The 25,573-nt window shown below is 47.1% G+C and carries 26 protein-coding genes; 10 read left to right on the plus strand and 16 right to left on the minus strand.

Features of this window, described 5'->3' with window-relative positions:
* The first annotated feature begins 36 nt into the window (after nt 1-36).
* Nucleotides 37-696 (plus strand): MOSC domain-containing protein, encoded by a 660-nt coding sequence (locus ACWJJS_RS18485; protein WP_015239385.1) that lies wholly within the window; start codon nt 37-39, stop codon nt 694-696.
* Between the two features lie 40 nt (nt 697-736).
* Here the strand turns inward: ACWJJS_RS18485 and ACWJJS_RS18490 are convergent, their stop codons facing one another.
* From ACWJJS_RS18490 to map, 4 genes are all read right to left on the minus strand, one after another.
* Nucleotides 737-871 (minus strand): YflJ family protein, encoded by a 135-nt coding sequence (locus ACWJJS_RS18490; RefSeq protein ID WP_003155609.1) that lies wholly within the window; start codon nt 869-871, stop codon nt 737-739.
* A gap of 178 nt (nt 872-1,049) precedes the next feature.
* Nucleotides 1,050-1,205 carry a hypothetical protein gene (locus ACWJJS_RS18495; RefSeq protein WP_003155608.1) on the minus strand — a complete coding sequence of 52 codons (156 nt, stop codon included), beginning with the start codon at nt 1,203-1,205 and terminating at the stop codon, nt 1,050-1,052.
* A gap of 82 nt (nt 1,206-1,287) precedes the next feature.
* On the minus strand, nt 1,288-1,599 hold the full coding sequence (locus tag ACWJJS_RS18500) for a DUF3243 domain-containing protein (protein ID WP_003155607.1): 312 nt from the start codon (nt 1,597-1,599) through the stop codon (nt 1,288-1,290).
* A gap of 56 nt (nt 1,600-1,655) precedes the next feature.
* Complete coding sequence (gene map / locus ACWJJS_RS18505) at nt 1,656-2,405, minus strand: type I methionyl aminopeptidase (RefSeq protein WP_003155605.1); 750 nt, start codon at nt 2,403-2,405, stop codon at nt 1,656-1,658.
* 164 nt (nt 2,406-2,569) lie between these two features.
* Here map and nagE point away from each other — a divergent pair, with 164 nt between their 5' ends.
* Both nagE and ACWJJS_RS18515 read left to right on the plus strand, forming a co-directional pair.
* A complete protein-coding gene (nagE, locus tag ACWJJS_RS18510) occupies nt 2,570-3,952 on the plus strand; it encodes an N-acetylglucosamine-specific PTS transporter subunit IIBC (RefSeq protein ID WP_012117066.1) in 1,383 nt (460 codons plus the stop codon).
* A gap of 125 nt (nt 3,953-4,077) precedes the next feature.
* Nucleotides 4,078-4,521 (plus strand): YfmQ family protein, encoded by a 444-nt coding sequence (locus tag ACWJJS_RS18515; protein ID WP_003155601.1) that lies wholly within the window; start codon nt 4,078-4,080, stop codon nt 4,519-4,521.
* Between the two features lie 40 nt (nt 4,522-4,561).
* Here the strand turns inward: ACWJJS_RS18515 and ACWJJS_RS18520 are convergent, their stop codons facing one another.
* Nucleotides 4,562-6,499, minus strand: a complete 1,938-nt coding sequence (locus ACWJJS_RS18520) for an LTA synthase family protein (RefSeq protein ID WP_003155599.1) — start codon at nt 6,497-6,499, stop codon at nt 4,562-4,564.
* Between the two features lie 245 nt (nt 6,500-6,744).
* On the opposite strand from ACWJJS_RS18520, the gene ACWJJS_RS18525 reads away from it, so the two are divergent.
* Entirely contained in the window at nt 6,745-7,122 is a 378-nt protein-coding gene (locus ACWJJS_RS18525) for a DnaJ family domain-containing protein (protein ID WP_353575413.1), read from the plus strand.
* 9 nt (nt 7,123-7,131) lie between these two features.
* Here the strand turns inward: ACWJJS_RS18525 and ACWJJS_RS18530 are convergent, their stop codons facing one another.
* The 3 genes from ACWJJS_RS18530 to ACWJJS_RS18540 are packed head-to-tail and all read right to left on the minus strand — an operon-like array spanning nt 7,132 to nt 8,096.
* Complete coding sequence (locus ACWJJS_RS18530) at nt 7,132-7,563, minus strand: Hsp20/alpha crystallin family protein (protein WP_003155596.1); 432 nt, start codon at nt 7,561-7,563, stop codon at nt 7,132-7,134.
* 15 nt (nt 7,564-7,578) lie between these two features.
* Nucleotides 7,579-7,821, minus strand: a complete 243-nt coding sequence (locus tag ACWJJS_RS18535) for a spore germination protein (RefSeq protein WP_003155595.1) — start codon at nt 7,819-7,821, stop codon at nt 7,579-7,581.
* Nucleotides 7,822-7,835: 14 nt separating this feature from the next.
* Entirely contained in the window at nt 7,836-8,096 is a 261-nt protein-coding gene (locus tag ACWJJS_RS18540; RefSeq protein ID WP_007408496.1) for a spore germination protein, read from the minus strand.
* A gap of 269 nt (nt 8,097-8,365) precedes the next feature.
* On the opposite strand from ACWJJS_RS18540, the gene treP reads away from it, so the two are divergent.
* The 4 genes from treP (at nt 8,366) to ACWJJS_RS18560 (ending at nt 13,081) form a co-directional block, all read left to right on the plus strand.
* Complete coding sequence (gene treP, locus ACWJJS_RS18545; protein ID WP_191073295.1) at nt 8,366-9,781, plus strand: PTS system trehalose-specific EIIBC component; 1,416 nt, start codon at nt 8,366-8,368, stop codon at nt 9,779-9,781.
* Between the two features lie 75 nt (nt 9,782-9,856).
* On the plus strand, nt 9,857-11,542 hold the full coding sequence (treC, locus tag ACWJJS_RS18550; protein WP_353575412.1) for an alpha,alpha-phosphotrehalase: 1,686 nt from the start codon (nt 9,857-9,859) through the stop codon (nt 11,540-11,542).
* A gap of 23 nt (nt 11,543-11,565) precedes the next feature.
* Complete coding sequence (treR, locus tag ACWJJS_RS18555) at nt 11,566-12,282, plus strand: trehalose operon repressor (protein WP_454023805.1); 717 nt, start codon at nt 11,566-11,568, stop codon at nt 12,280-12,282.
* A gap of 133 nt (nt 12,283-12,415) precedes the next feature.
* Complete coding sequence (locus ACWJJS_RS18560; protein ID WP_454023806.1) at nt 12,416-13,081, plus strand: NAD(P)H-dependent oxidoreductase; 666 nt, start codon at nt 12,416-12,418, stop codon at nt 13,079-13,081.
* A 35-nt stretch (nt 13,082-13,116) separates the two neighbouring features.
* On the opposite strand, the gene ACWJJS_RS18565 is transcribed toward ACWJJS_RS18560, so the two are convergent.
* The 3 genes from ACWJJS_RS18565 to ACWJJS_RS18575 form a co-directional block, all read right to left on the minus strand.
* Nucleotides 13,117-13,878 carry a YibE/F family protein gene (locus ACWJJS_RS18565; RefSeq protein WP_454023807.1) on the minus strand — a complete coding sequence of 254 codons (762 nt, stop codon included), beginning with the start codon at nt 13,876-13,878 and terminating at the stop codon, nt 13,117-13,119.
* The gene (locus tag ACWJJS_RS18570) at nt 13,875-15,014 is read right to left on the minus strand and encodes a YibE/F family protein (RefSeq protein ID WP_096034920.1); all 1,140 of its coding nucleotides are present in this window, start codon (nt 15,012-15,014) and stop codon (nt 13,875-13,877) included. Before ACWJJS_RS18570 ends, ACWJJS_RS18565 begins: the two co-directional genes overlap by 4 nt.
* A 210-nt stretch (nt 15,015-15,224) precedes the next feature.
* Nucleotides 15,225-19,523 carry a multifunctional 2',3'-cyclic-nucleotide 2'-phosphodiesterase/3'-nucleotidase/5'-nucleotidase gene (locus tag ACWJJS_RS18575; RefSeq protein WP_454023808.1) on the minus strand — a complete coding sequence of 1,433 codons (4,299 nt, stop codon included), beginning with the start codon at nt 19,521-19,523 and terminating at the stop codon, nt 15,225-15,227.
* Between the two features lie 220 nt (nt 19,524-19,743).
* Between ACWJJS_RS18575 and ACWJJS_RS18580 the strand changes: the two genes are divergently transcribed.
* On the plus strand, nt 19,744-20,259 hold the full coding sequence (locus ACWJJS_RS18580) for a type 1 glutamine amidotransferase domain-containing protein (RefSeq protein WP_003155578.1): 516 nt from the start codon (nt 19,744-19,746) through the stop codon (nt 20,257-20,259).
* A 20-nt stretch (nt 20,260-20,279) separates the two neighbouring features.
* On the opposite strand, the gene ACWJJS_RS18585 is transcribed toward ACWJJS_RS18580, so the two are convergent.
* The 5 genes from ACWJJS_RS18585 to ACWJJS_RS18605 form a co-directional block, all read right to left on the minus strand.
* Nucleotides 20,280-21,311 (minus strand): LacI family DNA-binding transcriptional regulator, encoded by a 1,032-nt coding sequence (locus ACWJJS_RS18585; protein ID WP_326361130.1) that lies wholly within the window; start codon nt 21,309-21,311, stop codon nt 20,280-20,282.
* A 137-nt stretch (nt 21,312-21,448) separates the two neighbouring features.
* A complete protein-coding gene (locus tag ACWJJS_RS18590) occupies nt 21,449-22,333 on the minus strand; it encodes a shikimate dehydrogenase (protein WP_204530359.1) in 885 nt (294 codons plus the stop codon).
* A gap of 65 nt (nt 22,334-22,398) precedes the next feature.
* Nucleotides 22,399-23,160, minus strand: coding sequence for a type I 3-dehydroquinate dehydratase (gene aroD / locus ACWJJS_RS18595; RefSeq protein ID WP_024085013.1), 762 nt, complete (start codon nt 23,158-23,160; stop codon nt 22,399-22,401).
* Between the two features lie 26 nt (nt 23,161-23,186).
* Nucleotides 23,187-24,380: an MFS transporter gene (locus tag ACWJJS_RS18600; protein ID WP_003155573.1), complete on the minus strand. Its 1,194-nt coding sequence runs from the start codon at nt 24,378-24,380 to the stop codon at nt 23,187-23,189.
* A 336-nt stretch (nt 24,381-24,716) separates the two neighbouring features.
* Nucleotides 24,717-24,932, minus strand: coding sequence for a DUF1128 domain-containing protein (locus tag ACWJJS_RS18605; RefSeq protein WP_003155571.1), 216 nt, complete (start codon nt 24,930-24,932; stop codon nt 24,717-24,719).
* A 155-nt stretch (nt 24,933-25,087) separates the two neighbouring features.
* Here ACWJJS_RS18605 and ACWJJS_RS18610 point away from each other — a divergent pair, with 155 nt between their 5' ends.
* Nucleotides 25,088-25,561, plus strand: a complete 474-nt coding sequence (locus ACWJJS_RS18610) for a low molecular weight protein-tyrosine-phosphatase (RefSeq protein ID WP_003155569.1) — start codon at nt 25,088-25,090, stop codon at nt 25,559-25,561.
* Nucleotides 25,562-25,573: the final 12 nt, after the last annotated feature.

The raw sequence follows: 25,573 nt of genomic DNA on the forward strand, positions 1-25,573 counted from the left end.
GGAAAGATAGGATATTTCGCAAAGGATGTGAACGAGATGACGCAAGACTATTCTGTCTTATCTATCAATCTCGGAAAGCCCGCAATTCATGAATTTGCCGGCAGACAAATCAATTCAGGCATCATCAAGCGGCCCGCAGATTCTCCCGTCATGCTGTATAAAACCCATTTTGACGGGGACGGGCAGGCTGATCTGAAGCATCACGGAGGTCCCGATAAAGCGGTGTGCGTGTATCCCGCCGAGCATTATTCATATTGGGAAACAACGCTCGCGAGAAAACTTCCCGCCGCCGCGTTCGGAGAGAATGTAACGGTCAAAGGACTGGCCGAACAAGACGTGTGGATCGGCGACGTCTTTCAGCTGGGGGAAGCCGTCGTTCAAGTAAGCCAGCCGCGCCAGCCCTGCGTCAAACTCGCGCTCAAATATGGCATCAAAGATATGGTGCTCCGTGTACAGCAGACGGGATTTACCGGCTTTTATTTCAGGGTGCTTGAAGAAGGATATGTCGATCCGCGTCCCGTTCTCAAGCGTCTGTCGAGAGGCAAAGAAAGCATTTCCGTCTGGTATGCGAACGAAGTGAAATACCGTGATTCAGGCAATCTGTCAGCGATTGAAGAAATACTGCGGGAAGAAGCGCTGTCAGAAAGCTGGAGGGAGTCCTTCCTTAAAAAAAGGGACAGGCTCACTAATGTATAGAAAAAAAGCCGTGCTGCACTGACAGCACGGCTGATTTACGTTATGCTTGTTTCTTTGTTTCCAGCAGATTGGCAAGGAAGTACTTTTTGAAGCTTTGAAGCTTTCTTCCTTCATAGTGGGTAATTCCTTTTTTCTTTAACTCTTCTACATACCAGCCTTTACTGCCATAATGCATGTCAGAAAACTCCTTTCTCCGTTCTCCCGCTGGGGAGGTTTCTTCAGTTTTTGCCAAACTTTTGGCATTGTAACATCTATAAAAAGACGCTGAAAAGGGATAATGCAAAAACTGAGCCTTTCGATTCAGAGATGTAAAGCTTTCTTACATATATATGTAAAGGGCGGTCTTTTCATGCTTAATGGCCGGTTAATTTTAACAGCACCGTTCCGAGTGTCATGATTCCGAAAACGACGCCGAAATAAATCAGCATCCCCTTCTTTTTCTTCACCCCGTAAACGGTGAGAATGATGCTTTCAATAAAGAAAATAAACCCGAAGATAATAAACCACATGTTGAAAAATGGCTCCTTTCACAGACATATGTCCAGTGTAGCACAACTCTTATAACGGAGCATAAAAAAGCCGGGCACTGTATCAGTGTCCGGCAAGTTTGACGAGAAGCTGGGCCAAATGCTGTTTTTCATTGTCATCCGCAATGTCCCACAGTTCTTGTAAAAGTTTTTCTTCCGCATTGCGGGGCTCCTCGTGTTTGGCGAGATAGTCCCCGAGGATGGCGGCGCTTTTAATGATTTTGCTGTCATCCAGACCCAGTTTTTTTCCGGCGGAAATTTTCTGATGAAGGTACGCCTTAAATTCCTCGAAATCCTCTAAAATCTGCTGTTTCGTTACGCCGTGCATGGCGTGTATTTCGTTTTCGATTTTGATTTTTTCTTTATCTTTTTTCATGCGTCTCCCTCCTTCGGGTTAGTTGTTGTATACCTGTTCGGGAGGGAGATGAAACATTACAATGCAGTTAAAATAATCGGTTTGTCTTTTGTAATCACGATGGTGTGTTCCACTTGGGCGACAAGGCTTTTATCCGGCGTTTTATACGTCCAGCCGTCTCCCGCTTCAACAATCGTTTCCGCTTTCGTGGAAATAAACGGCTCAAGCGCGATCACGGTTCCGTTTTTAAACAGCGCGTTATCAAACGGATCGTAGTAATTCATGATGTGGTTCGGCGCTTCATGGAGGTTTCTGCCGATTCCGTGGCCCGTCAGCGTTTTAATGACGGTAAATCCGTTGGAGCGGGCCTCATGGTAGACGGCTCTGCCGATCTGGTTTTGACGTTTGCCGGCTTTTGCCTGATCCAATCCTTTCTGAAATGCGGATGCCGCGCAGTTACAAAGCTTTTGCAGACGTTCATCGCCTTCTCCGAGCACAAATGAAATGCCCGTATCGGAATAAAAACCGCCGAACTCCGCCGAAATATCGATATTGACAAGATCTCCGGCTTTTAAGATTTTAGAGGCGCTCGGAATGCCGTGAGCGACTTCGTCATTTACGCTGATGCATGTCACGCCCGGGAAATCGTATTCCTTCTCCGGAGCGGAAGCGGCTCCGTGCTCGTCAAGCACCGCCTTTCCGATCAGGTCAAGATCTTTCGTGCTCATGCCGGGCTCGGCTTTTTTCTTCATTTCTTCACGCGCCAGCGCGACGATTCTGCCGATTTTTTTAAGGCCTTCTAATTCTTGATCGTTCGTTACAATCATTGTCATTCCCGCTTTCTATTTTTAATCATCTGATTCAAGCTTACCACAACTGGTTTATAAATAGAAAACCAACAAGCCTTATGTGAATAAATGAAGGAAAATTGGTATAGATCACTAGATAACTTATGTGGTATATTTAAGAAAAAAGAAGGGGGATGGGTAAAATGCTTCAATTTTTGCAAAAACTCGGAAAGTCTTTTATGCTTCCGATTGCCGTTCTGCCCGCCGTTGGTATTATTTTGGCCATCGGCAGAGAGGACTTATTAAATATTCCGTTCATTTACGCGGCGGGGACCGCGGTATTTGATCATCTGCCGCTGATTTTCGCGATCGGAATCGCAATCGGGATTTCCAAAGACAGCAACGGGGCCGCCGCTCTGTCGGGAGCCATTTCTTATATCATGCTGGACGCGGCTGTAAAATCAATCAATTCGACAAATAATATGGCCGTTTTCGGAGGGATTATCGCGGGGTTAATTGCGGGATACACGTATAATCGCTTTAAGGATACGAAGCTGCCCGAATATCTCGGTTTTTTCAGCGGGCGCAGGCTCGTTCCGATTGTAACGGCGCTGATTACCATTATTTTGGCGGGGATCTTCGGATTTGTGTGGCCGCCGATTCAGTCGGTGATTACGTCCTTCGGGGAATGGATGATCGGGCTTGGGGGGATCGGCGCCGGGATTTACGGGATTTTTAACCGGCTTTTGATTCCATTCGGTCTTCATCATGTGCTGAATAATATTTTTTGGTTCCAGTTTGGCGATTTTCACGGAAAAACGGGAGATCTGGCCCGCTTCTTTGCGAAGGATCCGACGGCGGGGACTTATATGACGGGATTCTTCCCGATTATGATGTTCGGGCTTCCGGCCGCATGTCTGGCAATGATTGCCGCGGCTAAGCCAAGTAAGCGCAAAGCGACGGCCGGAATGATGATCGGTCTCGCGCTGACGGCATTTATTACCGGAATTACAGAGCCGATTGAATTTGCATTTATGTTTTTATCACCGCTTTTGTACGGGGTTCATGCTATATTAACCGGGTTCTCTTTATTTATCGTGAATGTTCTCGGAATCAGGTCAGGTTTTTCATTCTCGGCGGGGGCGATCGATTATCTCCTCAGCTACGGCATTGCCGAAAAACCGCTTTTGCTGCTCGTTGTCGGGCTTTGTTATGCGGTGATCTATTTTGTCGTCTTCTACATGCTCATCAAAACGTTAAACTTGAAAACACCGGGACGGGAAGATGATGAGGAAGAGGAAGAAGTGCTTAGTGAAGATACGGCCGGTTCCGTCGAAGAACATGCCATGCTCAAGGGGCTCGGCGGCAGGCAAAACCTCGAAACGATTGATCACTGTGCGACCCGTCTCAGGCTGACCGTGCAGGATACGTCTCTCATTAATGAGGCGGCGCTTAAAAAAGCGGGAGCAAAAGGGGTTATCAAAACGGGGAATAAAACGGCGCAGGTCATTATCGGGCCGAACGTCGAATTTGTTGCGGAAGAGCTGAGAGAAGCCGTCCGCCTTGACGATCAGAAGCAGACTTGAAAAATCCGGATCACCTATGTGATCCGGATTTTTTTGAACATATATCAAGTTTCACATAATGTACAAAAAACAATGTTTTCTTCTATGTTAAGATTCATGTAGAACAAGTATGGAGATGATGTAAGGTGACATGGATTGCAGTTGTTTCAATTGTTGTCATAAGCCTGATTAAGATTGTGCTGACATGCCTTCCTACCGGAGCGGTGGAATGGATCCTCCGCAAGTTTGAAACCCATTCAAAGCTCAGTGACGAGTCCGCTGCCGTTTCCCTCGGCGGAAAACGTCTGGAAGGCGAAGACAAACGACGGGTGATTGATGATTTTAACGAAGCCGTGTTTATCGAACGGCATTATATATACCCAGGGGATGAAGAGCGTTATCTTCATCCGCAAAACGGAGCCGATCCGCTTGTCATTAAGACGAGAAAAGGAAAAAAAGATGTGACGGTGTTTGTATACAGCTACGAAGATCATGTAGATGTCGTCAAACAGCAGAAAAAGAAAGTCGTCGCTTATTCAGTTCTTTCCGACAGCCTGCAAAAGCGCACTATGGCCGCCGCCGGGAGCTGAACATAAAAAAGCCAGATCATATCAATGATCTGGCTTTTGTTTATTCTTTTTGATCGTCTGCTGAGGAATCTTCACGCTTCGTATAATCGAATTGTGACGGATCCACTTTCTTGAAGCCTTTCGGCTGATAGAAACGAAGCAGATCGCCGTTGATGATCTTATCAGACATTTCAAGCTCGGTCTTGACGAGAGAGTCTTCTTTTTTGTCGACTTCTGAATCATCTAAAAGTCTTCCGGTTTTCGTATCGTAATACTTGCCGGACACTTTCGTATAGTTCGGCGAGATGAAGTCTCCGTTACGGAACGGAATGACTTCTCTGTGCTCTTTCGATAAGATATCAGAACCTGACATGAGATAATCTTTCGTATCGACGCCGAGCAGATGAAGAACGGTCGGCGCGACATCGACTTCACCGGCAAATTTATGATTGCGGCCGCCTTTCACGCCGGGAGCGTGGATAAAGAGCGGCACCCGCTGAAGCTGGGCATTGTCGTATTCAGTGATCTCATCTTTGCCGAGCACTTTCGCCATCGCTTTATTATGGTTTTCGGAGATGCCGTAGTGGTCTCCGTACATCACGATAATCGACTTATCGTACAGGCCGTCTTTTTTCAGGTCATTAAAGAACTGTTCAATTGATTCATCCAGATAGTTCGCGGACTGGAAGTAATTATTGACGACTGAATCGCCAAAGTCTCCCGCCGGGAAGTCCGTGTCTTCTTTATCCATTCCGAACGGGAAGTGGTTGGACAGCGTAATGAACTTCGTATAGAACGGCTGCGGCAGGCTCTTTAAGAGCGGCATGGATTCTTTGAAATACGGTTTGTCTTTCATGCCGTAGTTTTTCGTGTTTTCTTCGCTCATGTCATAATAAGCGGAATCGAAAAACTTATCGATGCCTTCCGATTTGTACATTTCGTTACGGTTCCAGAAAGTCTGCGTATTTCCGTGGAAAGCGGCAGACGTGTACTTTTTGCCTTTTAAGATCGCAGGAACGGACTGCAGCGTGTTTTGCGCTTTATTGACGAAAACCGAACCTTGCGAAAGCGGGTACAGAGAGTTCTCCATCATAAATTCCGCATCAGATGTTTTACCTTGTCCCGTTTGGTGGAAAAAGTTATCAAAGTAGAATGTTTGATTATCGTGCGCCAGTTTGTTTAAAAACGGCGTCACTTCCTTGCCGTTAATTTTGTAATCAATGATAAAGGATTGCAGAGACTCTAATGAGACGTAGATGACGTTTTTTCCTTCGGCTTTTCCGAAGTAGACGTTATTCGGCACGTCATAGTTGGCCTTCATATAGTTTTCCACATCCGTTACATCGCTTGAATCGGCAAGCGCACGCTGGCTGTTTGATTTCACATTCTGCACGGCATCGTAAATCGTAAAGTTGTACGTGCCCAAGTATTTCACCAGATAATTTCGGTCAAATGAGCGTGTCAAAAGCTCGGGACGGTCGGATTCCGCGACGGCGAGGTTGATCAGGAACACAAGCACGGCGGAAGCCAAAACGATTCTGAATGATTTCTTCGCCGGTTTTTCAGCCGGTTTTTTCATCTTAAGGGCCAAAATAATCAAAATGACGGTATCCAGGAAGTAGAAGGCGTCTGTCCATCTCATTAACGAGAACGCGCTGTCTCCGAGCTGGCCGCCGTTTGTCTTTGCCTGCATCATGACCGGGATGGTAATGAAATCATTAAAGAATCTATAATAGACGATGTTTGCAAAAAGCAAAAAAGACAATAAAAAATGAATCACAATAATGGCTGTCTGCTGTAATTTTTTCTTGAAAAGAAGCCCAAATCCAAGAAAGAACAAGCTGGAGCTCAGCGGATTCACAAAAAGCAATATTTTCTGGATCGTGTTGTCTATGCCGAGGTTAAAGTTTAAAATATAAGCGACATATGTTTTCACCCACAATAACACGACCGCTATCAAGAAGAAGGCAAGTCCTCTTTCTTTTATAAATGTTTTCATTGTTACACTCCTTTTTTCCGATCACGGTTTACACGGAACGATAGAAAAAACGAACGTAATCAATATACCATGAAACCAGCAAATAGAAAAGGTGGAAAAGGCTCATCGGAAAAAGGGCGAAAAACGCTGTCGCAACAGCGGTTCATCTGTTGAATGACAGCTTTAAAAAACACAAATGGCACAAACTGGGATGTGAATTTCCGTATGATCACACCCGGTTCTATTGAAAAAAGAGGTGAACAGTGATGGATATTGCCCATATCGTGGCTGAAGATAAAATCAAGCGCGCCATTAAGGATGGAGAGTTCGCCAGCATCAAAGGAATGGGAAAGCCCCTGCCGAAAGACGATGCCGCACATCTTCCGGAGTCGCTCAGAATGGGCTACCGCATATTAAAAAACGCCGGGATCGCCGAGGATGAGGGCGCGCTGAAGAAAGAGCTGATGACGCTCGATTATTTGATCGCCAAGTGCCGCAATGAACAGGAGCGGGATCACCTGCGGAACAAACGGACGGAAAAACAAGTCAGACTCGACAAACTGACGGAGGAGAAAGCCATGTTCTCAAAACCCGCATCTTCTCATTATAAGGAGAAAGTGTACAGACGGCTGGGCCGCCCGTAAGCCGGCTCTTTAGATTTTTTTCTGAAAAGGAATGTGCTCCATAAGGCGCGGGTAGGAAATGTGGAGCAGGCCGTTTACGCACTGCGCCTGTAACAGGTGGGGCTCAGCCGGTTCAGGAAGCTCAATCGTCTCATCGATTTCCCCGTAATACCGGTTTTGGCAGACGCCCATGTTCTTCGGAAAAAGGGGTGTGATGTTTCCTCTTATATGCAGCCGTGTCCTTGACAGCAGCCTCAATGTCAATTCTTCTTCGTAAACGCCGGGCATTTCCACAATGACAAATGTGTGCTGTTCATCCTGATAAATATCATAAGTCAGGGTGTTTTTTTGTAAGGAGAAAAAATCTTCGGGAGATTTCCGTTTCAGGACATTGGTCCAAAAGTCGCTGGGCTTGTGCTCGTTCGTAATCTCAAGCCACTTTCTCATTTTTTCGATATCCACCTCGGCAGAACCTCCCTATATTTGATTTGCGATCGGCATTGACGGGTTGGCGATCTGATCCTGGTCGCTCACGTCAGGGTCAAGATGGCCCGAATTCAAACATCCGGCGGCCGGCGAAAAATCCCCTAAAGAAAAGTTCGCGCCGACAAACTTGCTGTTGGCGGTGTGGCTGTTTTGTACGGTCTGACCGATATCGACGTTTCCGTTTTGCGTTGCTCCGTTTACTTTTATATTGACGACGTTAATTTGGTAAGGCATTCATAAAAACCCCTTTAATCTATAATGGGCGGCACCGGCGTAATATTTGCGGTATCTGCGGTTCCGATGGCTGTCTGGTCGTTGACATCAGGATCATTTAACAAGTTCTCCATCATCGATTCTATAGGTGACGTATCGCCGAATGAAGAGTTCAGTCCTTGTGATTTGTTATTTGTGGTGGGACTGTTGTATGCCGCTTCCCCAATCGTAATAGATCCGTTGCCAGAAATACTGTTAATCTTCAAATAGTACAGGTTGATAACAGTGGATGGCATCTCTTCACACCTCTTTAACTTAGTTGTACAGTACTGTATGCTTTTTGTGCTCCTGTTGTGAATTTCGCCCGGACATGTTCCCGACCAAACAAGAAGTCAAGGCCCGGTTCCGGCGGGGCTTTTTTTGTTTCAGGGCTTTCGCAGTATATTTGTGATGAAAGCGCTATAAAAATAGATTGACGACATGTATATACATCATTACAATAGAGTCATAAACATGTATATACAAGTTTGCGAGACAAAATGAAAACGGTTACGGAGGGGTTGGCATGGGTGAGTTTAACCGGGCTGCGCGGCAGATCGCTGAAGCTGTCGGCGGAATCGAAAATATTGAGGCGGCGACTCATTGTGTGACGCGTTTGCGGTTTGCATTAATAGATGAAACCAAGGTAAACCAAAAAATGCTTGATGCAATAGACATTGTCAAAGGATCTTTTGCGGTAAACGGGCAGTTTCAAGTCGTGATCGGGCAGGGGACGGTCAACAAAGTATATGCGGAATTAGTGAAGGAAACGGGTATCGGTGAAGCGTCCAAGGATGACGTGAAGAAGGCGGCAGCGCAAAACATGAATCCTTTACAGCGTGCTGTGAAAACGCTTGCGGACATCTTTATTCCGATCTTGCCGGCGATCGTCACGGCCGGGCTGTTAATGGGTCTGAACAATATCTTAACGGCGGAAGGCATTTTCTACAGCACGAAATCGATTGTTCAAGTGTATCCGCAATGGGCGGATCTTGCCAATATGATTAATCTGATCGCGGGGACGGCCTTCGCTTTTCTGCCGGCTTTAATCGGCTGGTCGGCAGTGAAGCGGTTCGGAGGAAGCCCGCTTTTGGGCATCGTGCTCGGGCTGATGCTGGTGCATCCTGATCTGTTAAACGCATGGGGCTACGGGGCCGCCGAGCAGAGCGGCGATATTCCGGTGTGGAACCTGTTCGGCCTTGAGGTGCAGAAAGTCGGGTATCAAGGTCAGGTGCTCCCGATTCTGCTGGCGTCTTATTTACTTGCCAGGCTTGAGCTCTTTTTGACGAAACGGACGCCGGAGGGCATTCAGCTGTTGGTCGTCGCGCCGGTGACGCTTTTGGTCATCGGTTTTCTATCCTTTGTTATCATCGGTCCGATCACCTTTGCGATCGGTAACGCGCTGACGGCGGGATTGATTGCCGTTTTCGGCCAATTCTCCGCCATCGGAGGCCTGCTGTACGGAGGGCTGTATTCGGCGCTTGTGATCACGGGGATGCATCATACGTTTCTCGCGGTCGATCTTCAATTAATCGGATCAAAGCTCGGCGGCACATTTTTATGGCCGATGCTCGCATTATCAAATATCGCTCAAGGATCGGCGGCTCTGGCCATGATGCTGATTACAAAAGATAAAAAACAGCGGGGGCTTTCACTGACGGCCGGCATTTCCGCATATTTGGGCATTACAGAGCCGGCGATTTTCGGCGTGAATCTGCGTTACAAATTTCCGTTTGTGATCGCTATGATCAGTTCGGGAATCGCGGGGATGTTCATCTCCGTCAAAGGCGTTCTCGCAAGCTCGGTCGGAGTCGGCGGCGTGCCGGGGATCTTCTCCATTATGAGCCGGTACTGGGGTCCGTTTGCGATCGGAATGCTGATTGTGCTGATTCTCCCGTTTGCGGGAACATACGGGTATGCGCGGCTGAAACGGCAAAAATAGAAAACCTGCGGGGCGCCTTCTAACAGGCTGTCCCTTTTCCCTTTCCATTCAAAACAATACAGGCGGTGAAGAAAAATGAAAACAGACAGCACACCATGGTGGAAAAAGGCAGCGGTATATCAAATTTATCCGAAGAGCTTTAATGATACGACGGGAAACGGGATCGGTGATCTGAACGGTATTATCGAGAAGCTTGATTATTTGCAGAAGCTTTTGATTGATGTCATTTGGCTTACGCCGATTTACGATTCGCCGCAGAATGACAACGGTTATGACATTCGCGATTACTGCACCATTTATGAAGCATACGGAACAATGGAGGATTTTGAACGCCTTCTTGATGAAGCGCACAAAAGAGGAATCAAGGTCGTCATGGATCTTGTCGTAAACCATACATCAGTCGAGCATCAATGGTTCAAAGAAGCGGTCTCGTCACCCGACAGTCCGTATCGGGATTTTTACATTTGGAAAGACGGAAAGGAAGACGGCCGGGCGCCGAACAACTGGGAATCAAAATTCGGCGGTTCCGCTTGGGAGCTCGACCCGGCGTCAGGCCAGCACTATCTGCATTTATTCGATGTGTCGCAGGCCGATTTGAACTGGGAAAATGAAGAGATGAGAAAACAGGTTTACGACATGATGCATTTTTGGTTCCGAAAAGGGATCGACGGTTTCCGGCTGGATGTGATCAACCTCATTTCTAAAGACCAATCGTTTCCTGATGCCGAGGATGGCCGTGACGGACGCCCTTATTATACGGACGGGCCGCGCGTGCACGAATTTCTTCATGAGATGAACCGGGAAGTGTTTTCGAAATATGACAGCATGACGGTCGGTGAAATGTCCTCGACAACGGCTGACCACTGCATCCGGTACACAAACCCTGAAAATAAAGAACTCGATATGACCTTTAACTTTCATCATTTAAAAGTGGATTATCCGAATGGTGAAAAATGGGCGCTCGCTCCGTTTGATTTTCTGAAGCTGAAACGGATTTTAGCGTTTTGGCAGACGGAGATGCAAAAAGGCGGAGGCTGGAATGCATTATTCTGGTGCAATCATGACCAGCCGCGGGCTGTATCCAGATACGGAGACGACGGCGAATACCGGACGAAATCAGCCAAAATGCTGGCGGCGGCCATTCATATGATGCAGGGCACGCCCTACATTTATCAAGGTGAGGAGATCGGCATGGGCAATCCGAAGTTCGATGACATCGGCTCATACCGCGATGTCGAATCACTGAACATTTACAAAAAGATGAAGGAAGAAGGCGTGTCAGAAAAAGACATTATCGCCATTTTAAAAGAGAAATCAAGAGACAATGCAAGAACCCCCGTTCAATGGAACAGCGGACCGCACGGCGGCTTCACGACGGGAACGCCTTGGATTCCGGCGGCGGATGATTATCGGGACATTAACGCGGAAGCGGCTTTGCGGGACCCGGATTCAATTTTCTACCATTATCAGAAGCTCATCAAGCTCAGAAAGGAATATGACATCGTGACTGAAGGAACGTTTGAGCTGCTTGCTGAAGATGATCCGGCGGTTCTGGCGTACGTCAGACACGGCAAGGATGAAAAACTTCTGTGCATCAACAACTTCTACGGGAAAGAAGCGGACTTTACGGTAACGCTTAAAGACACGGACGGCTGGCGGTTTACGGTGCTGCTGACGAATGATGAACCGAGGGAAGGGCGGCCGGAACGATTGACGCTCCGTCCGTATGAATCGATCGTTTATCATCTGACAAAAGCGTGATACACTAATCTGGGTGGTCATGAATGAAAGTGAATAAATATATCACAATCTATAAAGATATGGTGCGGCAGATTGAAAGCGGCCAGCGGAAGGCTGAAGACGTTCTTCCGTCTGAAAATGATTTGTGCGATCAATACGGCACATCACGAGAAACCGTCCGTAAAGCGCTCAATATGCTGGCGCAAAACGGCTACATCCAGAAAATCAAAGGCAAAGGCTCCGTCATATTAGACAGAGAAAAAATGCGTTTTCCAGTCTCAGGCCTGATCAGTTTCAAAGAGCTTTCGGAAACGCTCGGAAAAGAGACGAGAACGGAGGTTCACCGTCTCGGGCTGATCCTGCCTCCCTCAGAAGCCGCAAAAGAGCTTGGTACAGAAGCGGATGAAAAGGTGTGGGAAGTCGTCAGATCAAGACGGATTGACGGAGACCATATTATTTTGGACAAGGATTACTTTGTGAAAAAACATGTGCCTCTATTAACGAAGGCGATTTGTGAAGATTCGATCTATGAGTATCTCGAAGGAGAGCTCGGCCTGTCCATCAGCTACGCGCAAAAGGAAATTGTCGTGGAGCCGGCGGGGGAGGAAGACGGGAAGTATTTAGATCTCGGCGGGTTCAGCCATATGGCGGTCGTGAAAAACCGCGTCTTTTTGGAGGATACCAGCCTCTTCCAATATACGGAAAGCCGGCACAGGCTCGATAAATTCCGTTTCGTCGACTTTGCGAGAAGAGAAAAATAAAAACGGACTGCCGCGGCAGCCCGTTTTTTTGTCAGTATCAAAATGAATACTATCCAACAAAAATGTGCGTACTGGTACTTTCAAAAATAATGGCTACAATAGTACATAACGAGATGAAAAGGAGAGATCATGAATGTCAGATAAAAAACAGCAGATCATCGAAGCATATCAATTCAGACACGCCACAAAGGAATTTGATCCTGAGAAGAAAATTTCAGAAAGCGATTTTGAATTCATTTTAGAAACGGGAAGATTATCCCCAAGCTCACTCGGTTTGGAGCCTTGGAAATTTGTCGTCGTTCAAAATCCGGAGCTTCGTCAAAAACTCCGCGAGTTCACATGGGGGGCGCAAAAGCAGCTGCCGACCGCAAGCCATTTCGTACTTCTGCTTGCCCGGACGGCAAAGGATATCCGTTTTGACGCCGATTATGTCAAAAATCACTTGCGGGAAGTCAAAAAAATGCCGGAAGATATGTATGAAGGCTATATCAGCAAAACGGAAGAATTCCAGAAAAATGATTTCAATCTGCTTGAATCAGATCGCGCGCTGTTTGACTGGGCATCCAAACAGACTTACATCGCCCTCGGCAATATGATGACAGCCGCTGCGCAGATCGGCATCGATTCCTGTCCTGTTGAAGGCTTCAACTACAAAGAAATCCACCGGATTCTTGAAGAAGAAGGGCTTCTGGAAAACGGAAGTTTCGACATCTCTGTCATGGCCGCATTCGGCTACCGTGTCAGAGAACCGCGCCCGAAAACAAGATCTGCCTCAAAAGACGTTGTAAAGTGGGTATAAGATAAAAAAAGCTGCCGGGCGTGTCCCGGCAGCTTTTACTGTTTATTTGGTTTTGCTAAAAAACAGGCGGTGATCCAGGACGTAACGGGAATGATGATGCCGATCCCGATTCCGGCGCAAAGAATGGTGACGGCTTCCGCACTGAATACTTTTGAGTTCACTATTTTTTCAGCTGAGTATGATAAGTCTTTAAACCAGATAATTAAAGCCAAATAGCTGCCGAAAAAAGCAAAGAATAACGTATTCGTATTCGTTCCTAAAATATCTCTCCCGATGCTTAATCCGAATGTGTACAGTTCTTTTCTGCTCATGGACGGATTATGACTGTAAATTTCCCGCATGAGTGAAGTAATGGAAATCGCGACATCAGTAATCGTCCCAATCGTGCCCATGATGATCATAGCTGCGGTAACCTTCACAAAATCCACCCCGACAAACAGTGTGAATATGCCGATATCCCCCAATTCTTCTTCACCGAATCCCTGAATCGAAGTATGTTTTGTTACGGCCATAATAAAAAACAGCAGCAATGCAATGGTCAGCATCGCAGAAATAAAGGCGGTTACGGTTTTGACGTTTCCTCCATTAATATAAAAAAGAGTAATGCTGCAAATCACGGCGGAAGAGAGCAATGTTAAAACAATCGGATTGATATGCGGATCTGTCATGAAAATAATGGTGAGAAAGAGAACCCCGAAATTTAAGAATAACGCAATAAAAGACCTCGCTCCTTTTTTTCCGCCGATAATGACCATTAATAGAAATAAAATCGCCGCGAGAATTACGATGACATTCATGAGCTTGCCTTCTTTCGTTTAATAAAAAAGACAGAAGCATACAGACTGGCGGGGATGGTCAATACAATTCCGATCCCTCCGGCCAATGCTCTGGCTATTTCCAAGGAAATGTTCATAGAAAGAGTGAATCCTATCGGGGAATCATTTTTCAAATACAAAAGCATCATCGGAATAGAGCCGCTTATATAAGCAAAAAACAGAATGTTGGTCATCGCCCCCATGATGTCTTTTCCGATCTCCATCCCGGAACGTCTGAGAGCTTGTAATGAGATACCCTTGTTTTCTTCATATAATCCGAAGACAGATGACGTCATGGTAATGGCTACATCCATGACCGCTCCCAGTGATCCGATAAATACCCCGGCCATAAACACCGTGTGATAAGGGCGGGTTAAATACTGCATTTCCTCATATCTGAGACCTTTCTCTCCGGTTGCCAGCATTACCAGATACGTAATCAGCAGGGAAACGAACGTGCCTGCGAGTGTCGCGGCTATGGCGGCGTATGTTTTCGCGTGAAAACCGCTGACAAGCAGCAATGAGATGACCGTAAAGATGAGAATACAGATACCGCAGATGAAAATTAACCCTATATTAGGATGCTTCCTGTACAAATCTAATGCAAACGACAGTAAAACGGCGTTAAACATCAGGCTGACGATCGAAAAGAAGCCTTGTTTTTTGCCGACGATAAGCAAGGTGAAGATGAAAACCCAAGCGATCAGCAAAATCTGTTTATCCCGTTTTTTATCTATAATGCTTCCCGATATATCTTTGTTTGATGGTTTCCCTTTATCAATAGAAACGAATACTTCATCGCCAATCGAATATTTCTGATCATTTGCTCCGGATAAAGAATACTGATTGGACAAATGAATGAGCTGTCCTTTCTGACTTCCGTTTTCAAGTCTGGCTGTGATCGTCTGAGTGAAAATCTTATCTTTGTTTTTATGCATGTCCTGTACGTCAGACTGATGTTCCAATGTTGTTTTCGTCACTTTGGCAATCGGCCGCTCATAAAAAGAAGCGTTGTGAGTGACAAAAATGAGCGAGCTGATAAAACAAAGCGCTGTTATCACGTATAACAGCTTTTTCTTGTAAGACATGCGGTTTCGTTTGTTTCCTGTAATCTTCAAAAAAAGTCCTCCAAACAGGCGGCGCCGTGTGAAAGAGAGGCCCTGCCGTGAAGTGTTGAACGATGCGGATGCAGTCTTTCGCGAATAACGTTCATATTTTATCACTCGGCCATACGGCTGTCGACTCAGAGGGGGGACCGGCAGAAAAAGCTCTCCTGATATCAGATCAGGAGAGCTCTTGGGATGAAACGCCTGATAAAAGCGGTCTTTTTATGCTTCGTTCACTTTCACTTTTTTTGCTTTTCTTCTTTGGTACAGATACAGTGCCGTTCCGAGCGCGCTGATGAGTAACCCGGCAAGAAGGATAGAATACATCGTTGTGGTCGTATCAGGAAGCAGGCCGCCCGGCGATACTCCGTCCTGCGCAGGGCCGGATGACGGTTTTTGTCCGCTTGGCTGCTTTCCGGAGCCGTGATCGCCGCTTGTCGGCGGCGCGCTCTTCGTGTTTGCGTTTAATATGGTGTATTCACTGAAATGATTTGTATAGCCCGTGACGAGATCGTGTGAAACCGAACCGTTGTCTGTTTTTGTATAGACGTTCTTTTTCCGGTCTACATGATAAATGCCGGGCTGTTTCGCCTTTTTCATATTCTCAATGCGCAGGGTGAGCTTTACCGGCGCTTTGAATGTTTTGATGTCTTTGTTTTTCTGCTTCATTGTAAAGTCGTATACATTTGAAAGCGCCCCGCTAACTTTTCCTTTCGGCGTCACACCGAATCGTGTATCAGCTGAAGCAGCGTTTGCCATCGGCATTTTCATGCTGAACTTGTCATGCAGGATCGTAAGGGAAGAATCCGATGTTCTGTCCTTTAACAGGCCGATTTGTTTTTTGGTCACGCTGAGATCAATCGGCTTTTTGGCGCCGTCATTCTTATCATAATACACGATCGGCGTGTTGGCGTTTTTGGCATAGACGGCAAATGCGCTGTCATCTTCAAGCGTCCACGAACCGTTTTTTTGTTTTGTCGGCAGGTACACTTCCTGCGCGCGGCCGTCAACTTTCGGTTCCACCGCTTTTCCCGCTTTTTCAAGCTGCTCAACGAAGACCTCATAGTCGGCAAAGCCAAGGTCTTCTTTATGGGACGCTTCGTTAAAGACGGAATATCCGTCTCCGCCTTCACCGACAAAGTTACTGGTGGCGACTCTGTATGTCTTCTTATCAGAAATCGGCTTTACACTGCCGTCATCCTGTACGGCCGCAGCTTGAAGAACGCGGTGTCCCGGCTTTTTATTCAGTGTAAACGTGTATGTTAAACCGGCAACTTGAGGGAAGGCGCCGCCTTGAGCCTCAATTCCGCTTAATCCTTGTTCCAGGGCTTGTTTGATCTGTTTTCCGGTTAAATCCGCGACGTAAAGCGTGTTGCCGAACGGCATCACATTCAGCACGTCGCCGAGTGTGATGTCTCCTTTATCAATGCCTGCCCGGATGCCGCCCCCGTTTGTGATCGCGATTTGGGCGCCGGCGGCTTCCTTCGCTTTTTGCAGCATGCCGTCCGCGATGAAGTTTCCGAGATTGGTTTCTTTGGAGCGGACATGCTCGCGCTGGCCGTCAAGTGCGACCTTCGTTGAACCGACTTTTTCATTTTTAACTGAGACGAGCTCTTTTTTAAACGGATCAAGCTCTTTTTTCAGATCCGGGTCTTCTTTCGTCTGCTCATTCACCGGCAGCGCTTGAAGAGAGGATTGTTCCGGCAGGACGACGCCGTTTTTGTCAAATGCGACATCGACACGGCCTAAATATTCGCCGTATTCTTTTGCCTGGGCGACGATGGTCGGCTCTTCGTTTTTGACAATTTCCATTTTATCTACAAGCGTATGCGTATGTCCGCCGACGATTAAGTCGATGCCTTTTACCTTTTTGGCGAGATCGAGATCACGCTGATGCCCGATATGGGTCAGGGCGATAATTTTATTGACATGTTCCTTGTTCTGTATTTCTTTTACCGTATCTTGTGCGGATTGGAAGGCATTATGAAAGACAATGCTTTTTCCCGGGCTTGATGTGACGGACGTATCTTCTGTCGTCAAGCCGAACACGGCGACTTTTTCTCCGTTTACATCAAGCAGAATATATGGATAGATGCCTGCTTTTTTCTTTTTCCCTGCCGTAAATGTGTCTGCTTTTTTCATGAATGGTCTGAGTTTTGACTCTTTGGACACATCGACATTTGAGCTGACGAGCGGAAAGTCAGGCGCTTGAAAATTGTATTTTCCGGACGGGTCAGACGCGCTCCCGTTACCGCTCAGGAAGCTGGCGAGAGCACCCGGACCTTTATCAAACTCATGATTTCCGAAGGTCATTGCGTCGTAGCCCATGCTGTTCATCAATTTTAAATCAGCCAGCCCCTGCCACTTTGTGAAATAGAGATCGCCTGAGAAAACGTCTCCCGCATCCAGCAAAATGCTGCGGTCGGTTTCGCTTCTGATTTCTTTGATTTTCGTCATCCGCCTCGCCGCGTTATCAAGGTGGGCGTGCGTGTCATTTGTATGCATAACGGTGAGTTTCCATGCGTCATCTTTCGGCGGATCTGTGCCCGGTTCATCATCTTTGAATTGGAGCTTGTACTGTCCGTAGCCCGCGTTTTGTGATTCACCGATATAGGCGACGTCATCTGCGCGGTCGGCAAACGGCTTTGCGGCCAAGGAAGATTCAAATGTCAGGTTTGTCCCTTTGACCGGAAGAATGGACCAGTTATGATCAGCCTGCGGATTAATCGTTTTCTGCTGGATGATGTAATCCATTAAGACCTGCCTGTTCTCATCGGCAGAAGAGTATACGATTTTATCATTGCTTAAGTGAGGGAATCCTCCGCCGCCTGAAGCGCGGTAATTATTTGTGACGATCAGAAATTCCTGCTTGGCGCTGACGGGCGTTCCTTGATAAGAAAGGTTGACGATCCGGCTTGCATCGGGATGAATGACTGTTCCGTTTTCGTTGTATTTCGCCGGTTTTGTGACATCGACCTGATAGGTGACACCGTCAATGACATCAAAATTGTATGAGCGGTAGGCGTCATTTAAAAGCGTTTGGCTGCCGCCTTTTGCCTGATCGATCTGATTAAATTGCCCCGCGGACATTTCGAGCCAGTCTTTCACTTCGCTTCCGTTCAGCTTGACGATCTGAACCGTGTTGTCATACAGGTACAAATCGCCGATGTTTTTGATGGCGAGGTCGCCCGCGGAAATGTTTGTATAGTAATTTGAGCCGTTCCGCCCGCCGGCTTTAAACGGGGCGCCCGCCGAGAGGATAGGCAGATCTTTGTATTCCGTATCCTTCATCTTATTTTCGGCGTACCATTTTTGCGCATCCGTTACGATTTGAATGGACGGATCATCTTTGACTTGGGCGAAGAAACTGTTGATATCGGCTTTTGTCTGGCCGACGGGTTCTCTGATGTATTTTAAAGTGCCTTCGTGCGCTTTTTTGACGGTATTGACGACGGTTTCGTTTTCCGAAGTCACATTGCCGGCAATCGGCTCGATGCTGCCTTTTGCATCTTCCACATGCCACGCGCTGTCTGTTTTTTCAAGCCTAAGGTCGATGACGCCCGCATATTTGCCCCAGCTGCTTGACATAACAACGGGGATGCCGTTAATCGTGCCTTTATCGACGTCGAATTGAGCAGCGCCTTTGTATTCGGCATCAGGGAAAAGCCCGTGCTGATGGCCCGATACGATCGCGTCAATTCCGCTGACTTTCGTTGCCAGGTCAAAAACGGCGTTTTCCGCTCCGGAAGACTGCGCTTTTTTTTCGATGCCGCTGTGGGCGAGGGCGATGACGATATCGGCTCCTTCAGCTTTCATTTTCGGAACGGTTTTCTTTGCGGATTCCACAATGTCCTCGACCTGAACGCGGCCTTCGAGATTTTTCTTATCCCACGTCATGATCTGAGGAGGAACAAAGCCGATGTAGCCGACTTTTAGCTGATGCTTGCCGCCGTTTTCATCCGTGACGGTTTTGTCTTTTATGACATAAGGCGTATAACGGTTTTCGCCGCTTACTGTTTTCACATTGGCATTAACGATCGGATAATCAGCGCCTTTGATTGTCCCGTCCAGGAATTCAAGCCCGTAATTAAATTCATGATTGCCGAGTGTTCCTGCGTCATAATGCAGACTGTTCATCACTTCAATGATCGGATGGGTCTTTGCGCCTGAAATGATATCATTTTTCTCATATTTTACGGCATATTCTCCGAGGGGATTGCCCTGAATCAGATCTCCGTTATCGACAAGCAGCGTATTCGGGTTTTCGCGCCTGTGCTTCTCAATAAGCTGAGCCGTTCGGGCCAGTCCGAATTCCGTTGTCGGTTTGTCGCTGTAGTAATCGTAGTCCATCATGTTAGCGTGAACGTCAGTTGTGGCTAAAATGCTGAGATTCACACTGGAGGATTTGTTTTCTTCTGCTTTAATGGGTGATGTTGGGAGGATTAGACTAAGTATCATAACTAGGGGCAGCAGAATACGGAGTGTCATATTGACGCTGCATCGTCTTTTCTGTATTCTCACCTGTTCTCCACCTTTCAACAAATTTTGTCATGCAGTACCATTGTAAGAATATTTTGTGAAAGTTTATATAGATTTCATGATGATTCTTGTAAAAAGATAAAAAATGAGGATAATGACCTATGTAAAACAGGCGGGCGGTAAACGCGTTACCTATGTTTGATGTTAGTGTGGCTGGGGTACATGGATTTATGTAGACTTCATCAAGCAGGAGGTAGTAACTATGGGTAAAAAAATTGCAGTTGTATTAACGGATTACTTTGAGGATGTCGAGTATACTGAACCTGCGAAAGCTTTTAAAGATGCGGGTCATGAATTAACCGTAATTGAACAGGAGAAAGGAAAAACAGTCAAAGGCAAACAAGGGGAAGCGGAAGTGAAAGTGGACGCGTCCATCGATGATGTGAATCCGAAAGACTTTGACGCATTGCTGATCCCGGGCGGATTCTCTCCTGACATGCTGCGTGCGGATGACCGTTTCGTCCAATTTGCCAAAGCGTTTATGGATGATAAAAAACCGGTGTTCGCCATCTGCCACGGCCCTCAGCTTCTCATCAACGCGAAAGCATTGGACGGGCGCAAAGCGACAGGTTTTACTTCAATCCGAATCGACATGGAAAACGCGGGCGCGAATGTGGTGGATGAAGAAGTCGTCGTCTGCCAGAACCAGCTGGTCACAAGCCGCACACCGGATGACATTCCGGCCTTCAACCGCGAATCATTAAAACTGCTTGCGTAATATAAAAGCGGAGCGCCGTATCAGGCGTTCCGCTTTTTTTGTGAAGATTCCCGGATGACCAGCTCAGGCGCCAGAATAATGCGTTGTTTTTTGTGCTGGGAATTGGTGATTTTATGATGCAGCAATTGAGCCGCTTCTTTTCCCGACTGCCGCGGAAAGGAAGAAACGGTTGTAAGCGGGGGATAAGAAATTTCAGCTTCCGGCACGTTATCAAAGCCGACAATGTCAATATCTTCGCCCGGAACGAACCCGGCTTTTCTGATCCCTTGCATGACGCCGAACGCGACCAAATCACTGAAGCAGAAAATCGCGGTCGGGCGCTCAGACCGGCGGAGGAGCTCCGTCACGGCGTCACAGCCTGCTTCGCGGGTCGGCGCGCTGTCAATGACATATTCATTTTTCACTTCCAGATCCGCTTCACGGAGCGCTTTTTTAAACCCTTTCATACGCTTCGTCCATGTTGATGAGTGCTTCACCCCGCCCAGAAACGCAATCTCCTGATGGCCTTTCTCAATGAAATGACGCACTGCCTTATAAGTGCCTTCTTCATAATCGGCTCCGACAAAATCACAGTCTGCATCGGCAATCTCCCTGACGGCGAGCACGACCGGAATGTCAAGCTGCTCAAGACGGGAAAGGGTTTCCTCAGCCGCACCTGAAACCGGACACAAAATCAATCCGCCGACCCTGTGCTCCAGCATGGTCGAAATCAGCTGCTCCTGTTTGGCGACGGAATCAAATGTCGTGCCTAACAGCACCGTTAATCCGACTTCCTCAAGCGTATTCTGAACGCCGATCAGAAACTCTGAGAAAAACGTATTGGAAATGTCAGTGATAATCAATCCTACCGTTGTGGACGTCTGTGATCGTAAATTCGCGGCGACCCGATCATATACGTACCCCAGCTCCCGCATGGATTGCAGCACTTTCTCACGGGTCGCTTCGGAAATTCGGGGATTGTTGCGGACAATTAATGAAGCGGTGGATGTTGAGACGCCGGCATGTTCGGCGACCTGCTGCAATGTCACCCGGCGTTTTTTTTGCTGTTTCATACGTCGCATTCCTCACTTGGTTTTTATTCGTTACATCCATTATAAGCGTTTTGGCGCATGAGAAGAAAGAGAGAGGAGGGGGAAAAAGATAAAGCGCCGGAAGACGGATTGTCCTTCGGCGCTTCTGTCACAATAGGTTATTCAAACATTTGCTCTTTAATATACTGAACCGGCATTTCACGGCCTGTCCAATATTCAAACGCCATGGCGCCCTGCCAAAGCATCATGCCGAGACCGTTAATGGTTTTGCAGCCGGCCGCTTGAGCTTGTTCAAGCAATTTCGACGTAACGGGGTTGTAAACGACGTCTGTCACAATCAAATCCGAACGGAGCATGGATGTATCTTCAATAACGCTCAAGCCTTCAAGCGGTTTCATGCCGACACCTGTTCCGTTTGTGAAAATATCGCTTGAAGCGATTTCAGCACGCAGCGCATCTTGATCTTCGAGCGGGAAGACTTTCGCTTTACAAGAAGATCCCTTCATTTCTTCATTGATGATGCGGACATTTTCTTCCGCTTTTTCGAAAAACGCGTCATTGCGGGCGAAAATAGAGATTTCTCCGAGGCCTTCCAATGCGGATTGAATCGCTATCGGAGTGGCGGCCCCGCCGGAACCGACCAGCGTCATTTTTTTCCCTGTGATATCGATGCCGTGTTCTTTTAAGTTGCGGACGTATCCCATACCGTCAGTGGAGTGTCCGATCAGTCTGCCGTTTTCATTAACGACTGTATTTACCGCGCCGGTGAATTTCGCTGAATCCGCGAGTTCATCGAGATAAGGGAGAATGTTCATCTTGTTCGGCATCGAGACATTGAAGCCTCTGACGTTTAAGGCGCGCATTCCCGTTACCACATCTTCCAGCTGTTCATTGCCGACTTCAAACGCGAGGTAAGCGTAGTTCAATCCTAATTTTTTAAACGCCAGGTTGTGCATCGCCGGAGATAAAGAGTGTCCGATCGGTGTCGCGAATAATCCGATAAGCTGAGTTTTTCCGTTAATCCGTCCTAATTCTTTCTTCATGATGTATTCCTCCGTTAGTCCATTCATTTGTTTTTCAACCCGCTTTGAGGGCAGAAAAACGCTGATTACATATGTTTATTTAAAATGCTGAGTACGCTGCGCAATTCCTCAACGGGAATCTGCCCGGGCGCTGATGCTTCTTTGCCCGCGCCGAACGTGCACGCCGAGCCGAAGACTTCGCCGGCCAGGCGGCTGATCAGGCCTGTTCCCGCCATTGACATTGTGATGATCGGCCGGTCCGCGTATTGTGTTTTCATCGTGTGAGTGGCATCCAATAAGACAAAAACATCTTCCGTGCTTTGCGGCATCACCGCGATTTTCGGAATGTGCGCGCCATACGCCTGCATGTTCCGCAGCCGGGAAATGATTTCTTCTTTTTTCGGTGTCTGATGAAAATCATGATTGGACATAACGACATATACGCCGTTGTCTTCAGCGGTTTTCACAATTGATTTGACTTCCGCTTCTCCCGTAAACAGCTCAACGTCTGCAAGGTCAATATGTTTTGTTTCGATGGCGGTTTTAAGCAATTCAATGTAAAAGCGGTCATCAATAACTTTATTTCCGCCTTCTTTATGGGTTCTGAATGTGAAAAGCAGCGGTGTTGCGCCTGCGGCTTTCCGCAGCTTTTCAAGCATGCCTTTTACGGCGTCCAGGCTGTCAACATGCTCGTATACATCCGCCCGCCACTCAATGATATCCGGGCGAAGCCTGTTGACGGCTTCAATTTCTTCGAGCAGTTCTTTCTCTCCGGCCGCCATCAGCGGCACAATGATCTTCGGAAGCCCTTCGCCGATGACCGTATTTCTGATCGTGATAGATTGCATGATAAATCCTCTCCCTTAAAAAATAGTCAGGCTTTCATCACTTGCTTAAAGCGGATTCCGATAAACAATGCGAGAAGGGCGCTGACGGCCGCAATTCCGATATCAAGCAGAAAAACAGGCGTCAGGCCGGCGGCTTTGGATATCGCTCCCGTTACAAGCGGAATGACAATAAAAGATAAGCTTGATGCTATATTAACAAAAGATGTGATCGTACCTTTATTTTTAGGGAATAAAACAGCCATAACCGTCATCGCCAATTGCAGAATGCCCGCAGTTGAAAGTCCGATGACAAAGGAGCTGATGACTGATACGGCCGGCTGATGAATGAAAATCAGAGCAAGCAGCGCGATTGCCGCGATCACAGGGTACAGCACCATTACCGTAATCGGCTGAATCACTCTGTTTAACAGCACAGCCAGCAATAACACGGACACAAGCGCCCCAATGCTGTAATAGCTCAACAATTTGACGGCCTGCACCTCAGGCATGCCCAAAACGGATTGCCCGAACTTAGGAAGCCATACTTGAACGAGCATAAACAGCGCCGTTGATGAAAAGCCTAACAGAATGATTGCGAGGCCTTCGCGCCATATCGACGGCTGTGATGTGAACGCGTCATCAGACGGAGAGGCTTCCGTCCGGCCGCCGTCTTCTTTTTGCTTATGATTCGGAAACGGAACTTTCAACAGGAAAAAGCCGTTCAGGAAGAAAATAATGCCCGGTACGAAAAACGTCCAGCCGTAAAACAAATGCCTGTCCGCAATAAACGCGATAAAAAACGGAAGCACCGTCGCGCCGATGGATACAAACGCTTTGATTAACACGGTTGCAGAGCTTGCGTTTTTCGGAAATCCTTCAATAAGCGCCGGATATGTCCCGGAATCCAAAAAGGAATTGGCGATCCCGGCGAAAATGGCGAAGATAAACGCGGCCGTATAGTTTGTCGAAAGCGGAATTCCGATTAGGAAAATCAGATACAGAAAGGCGCCCGACACGATAAACGGCCGTCTCCCGAATGTATCCGAAAGCTTCCCGGCAAACAGAAGCGAAATCAGCTTCCCGATCCCGATGGCGGAGACCAAATAGCTGACCCCTGCCGCGGAAGTATGAAGCTGTTTTGATAATGCCTCCATATTGGATGCAATAATAATATTGATCATGCCCAGCAGGAAATAGTTAATATAAAGACCCGCTGCCATTTTGGTGTATATGTTTTTCATGATGACATCCCCTAATGCGGTTAATAAAGAATTAAATTATTTTTTTAATTGATAAAAGCACAGCACCAATCCCCTTTATTGAACCACTGCCTTTCTTTGAAAACTGGTTTGATAAAACGATTGCATAGACAAACTTGAATAACGCTGATATCACAATGAGTATATCGTTCTACTAAACAAAAAAAGATAAGCGGCCCGCTCATTTAGTATATCGTTCTACCAAGTTCACAGTTACTATACTCCTTCTTTTTATATGTGTCAAACCGATGAACTTTTATTTTTTACTTTTTTAAATCAAGAAAAGACCCGCCGTTTTTCGGCAGGTCTGACATGGGTTTATTTTCTGAGAGAAGCGAGCTCCTCGGCAATGGCCTGCATTTCACTCGGGCTGAATGATGCTTTTTTCATGACCATTTGATGAAGGTATGTAAGATCTTCTATTTTTTCATCACTGAAATCTTCCGCTCTGATGACGCCGACATTGAGCATGTTGAGCTTTTGCGAAATGTCTTCAATCATTTTGTTTAACGTTTCTGTTTGTTGGCTCGGCAAATTCATGCATCCTTTCATGACCGTTTTCGTACCCTTTATTCTAACAGAATTCATTTAGAATAAAAGCTTATTTCCACAGCCGCAGAAAAGTTGCTAAGATGTTGATAAGGTTTTTGATCCTCAAAATGCGGGGAAAGAATAGGGAGGTTATCGATATGATACATGTGCTGTTTGTCTGTCTGGGAAATATTTGCCGGTCGCCTATGGCAGAGGCGGTATTTTCTGATATGGTGAAGAAAAACGGGCTGAACGGGCAGATTAACATTGATTCAGCGGGAATCGGCGCCTGGCATGCGGGAAATCCGCCGCATGAAGGGACAAAGGAGATCCTGAAGAAGAAAGGGATCAGCGCAAGCGGCATCACGGCGAGGCAGGTCCGTGAGTCTGATCTGACCGATTTTGATTACGTCATTGCGATGGATGCAGAAAATATCGGACATCTGCGCAGCATGGCAGGTTATAAAAAAGCGGCGCCGCGTATTGCAAGGCTGCTTGATTATGTACCGGAGTCGGACCTTGCCGACGTGCCCGATCCGTATTATACCGGAAATTTCAGCGAGGTGTACGCTTTGGTCGAGTCCGGGTGCCGTCATTTGCTGGAGATAATAAAGAAAGACCATCATTTATAAGGGGGATTGACC

The sequence above is a fragment of the Bacillus sp. JK106 genome (genome assembly GCF_053663355.1).

What these genes read in the sequence shown, in the direction of transcription:
- ACWJJS_RS18485 (WP_015239385.1), top strand. Translation starts at nt 37, where the DNA reads ATGACGCAAGACTATTCTGTCTTATCTATCAATCTCGGAAAGCCCGCA.
- ACWJJS_RS18490 (WP_003155609.1), bottom strand. Translation starts at nt 871, where the DNA reads ATGCATTATGGCAGTAAAGGCTGGTATGTAGAAGAGTTAAAGAAAAAA.
- ACWJJS_RS18495 (WP_003155608.1), bottom strand. Translation starts at nt 1,205, where the DNA reads ATGTGGTTTATTATCTTCGGGTTTATTTTCTTTATTGAAAGCATCATT.
- ACWJJS_RS18500 (WP_003155607.1), bottom strand. Translation starts at nt 1,599, where the DNA reads ATGAAAAAAGATAAAGAAAAAATCAAAATCGAAAACGAAATACACGCC.
- map (WP_003155605.1), bottom strand. Translation starts at nt 2,405, where the DNA reads ATGATTGTAACGAACGATCAAGAATTAGAAGGCCTTAAAAAAATCGGC.
- nagE (WP_012117066.1), top strand. Translation starts at nt 2,570, where the DNA reads ATGCTTCAATTTTTGCAAAAACTCGGAAAGTCTTTTATGCTTCCGATT.
- ACWJJS_RS18520 (WP_003155599.1), bottom strand. Translation starts at nt 6,499, where the DNA reads ATGAAAACATTTATAAAAGAAAGAGGACTTGCCTTCTTCTTGATAGCG.
- ACWJJS_RS18525 (WP_353575413.1), top strand. Translation starts at nt 6,745, where the DNA reads ATGGATATTGCCCATATCGTGGCTGAAGATAAAATCAAGCGCGCCATT.
- ACWJJS_RS18535 (WP_003155595.1), bottom strand. Translation starts at nt 7,821, where the DNA reads ATGCCTTACCAAATTAACGTCGTCAATATAAAAGTAAACGGAGCAACG.
- ACWJJS_RS18540 (WP_007408496.1), bottom strand. Translation starts at nt 8,096, where the DNA reads ATGCCATCCACTGTTATCAACCTGTACTATTTGAAGATTAACAGTATT.
- treP (WP_191073295.1), top strand. Translation starts at nt 8,366, where the DNA reads ATGGGTGAGTTTAACCGGGCTGCGCGGCAGATCGCTGAAGCTGTCGGC.
- treC (WP_353575412.1), top strand. Translation starts at nt 9,857, where the DNA reads ATGAAAACAGACAGCACACCATGGTGGAAAAAGGCAGCGGTATATCAA.
- treR (WP_454023805.1), top strand. Translation starts at nt 11,566, where the DNA reads ATGAAAGTGAATAAATATATCACAATCTATAAAGATATGGTGCGGCAG.
- ACWJJS_RS18560 (WP_454023806.1), top strand. Translation starts at nt 12,416, where the DNA reads ATGTCAGATAAAAAACAGCAGATCATCGAAGCATATCAATTCAGACAC.
- ACWJJS_RS18565 (WP_454023807.1), bottom strand. Translation starts at nt 13,878, where the DNA reads ATGAATGTCATCGTAATTCTCGCGGCGATTTTATTTCTATTAATGGTC.
- ACWJJS_RS18580 (WP_003155578.1), top strand. Translation starts at nt 19,744, where the DNA reads ATGGGTAAAAAAATTGCAGTTGTATTAACGGATTACTTTGAGGATGTC.
- ACWJJS_RS18585 (WP_326361130.1), bottom strand. Translation starts at nt 21,311, where the DNA reads ATGAAACAGCAAAAAAAACGCCGGGTGACATTGCAGCAGGTCGCCGAA.
- ACWJJS_RS18590 (WP_204530359.1), bottom strand. Translation starts at nt 22,333, where the DNA reads ATGAAGAAAGAATTAGGACGGATTAACGGAAAAACTCAGCTTATCGGA.
- aroD (WP_024085013.1), bottom strand. Translation starts at nt 23,160, where the DNA reads ATGCAATCTATCACGATCAGAAATACGGTCATCGGCGAAGGGCTTCCG.
- ACWJJS_RS18600 (WP_003155573.1), bottom strand. Translation starts at nt 24,380, where the DNA reads ATGAAAAACATATACACCAAAATGGCAGCGGGTCTTTATATTAACTAT.
- ACWJJS_RS18610 (WP_003155569.1), top strand. Translation starts at nt 25,088, where the DNA reads ATGATACATGTGCTGTTTGTCTGTCTGGGAAATATTTGCCGGTCGCCT.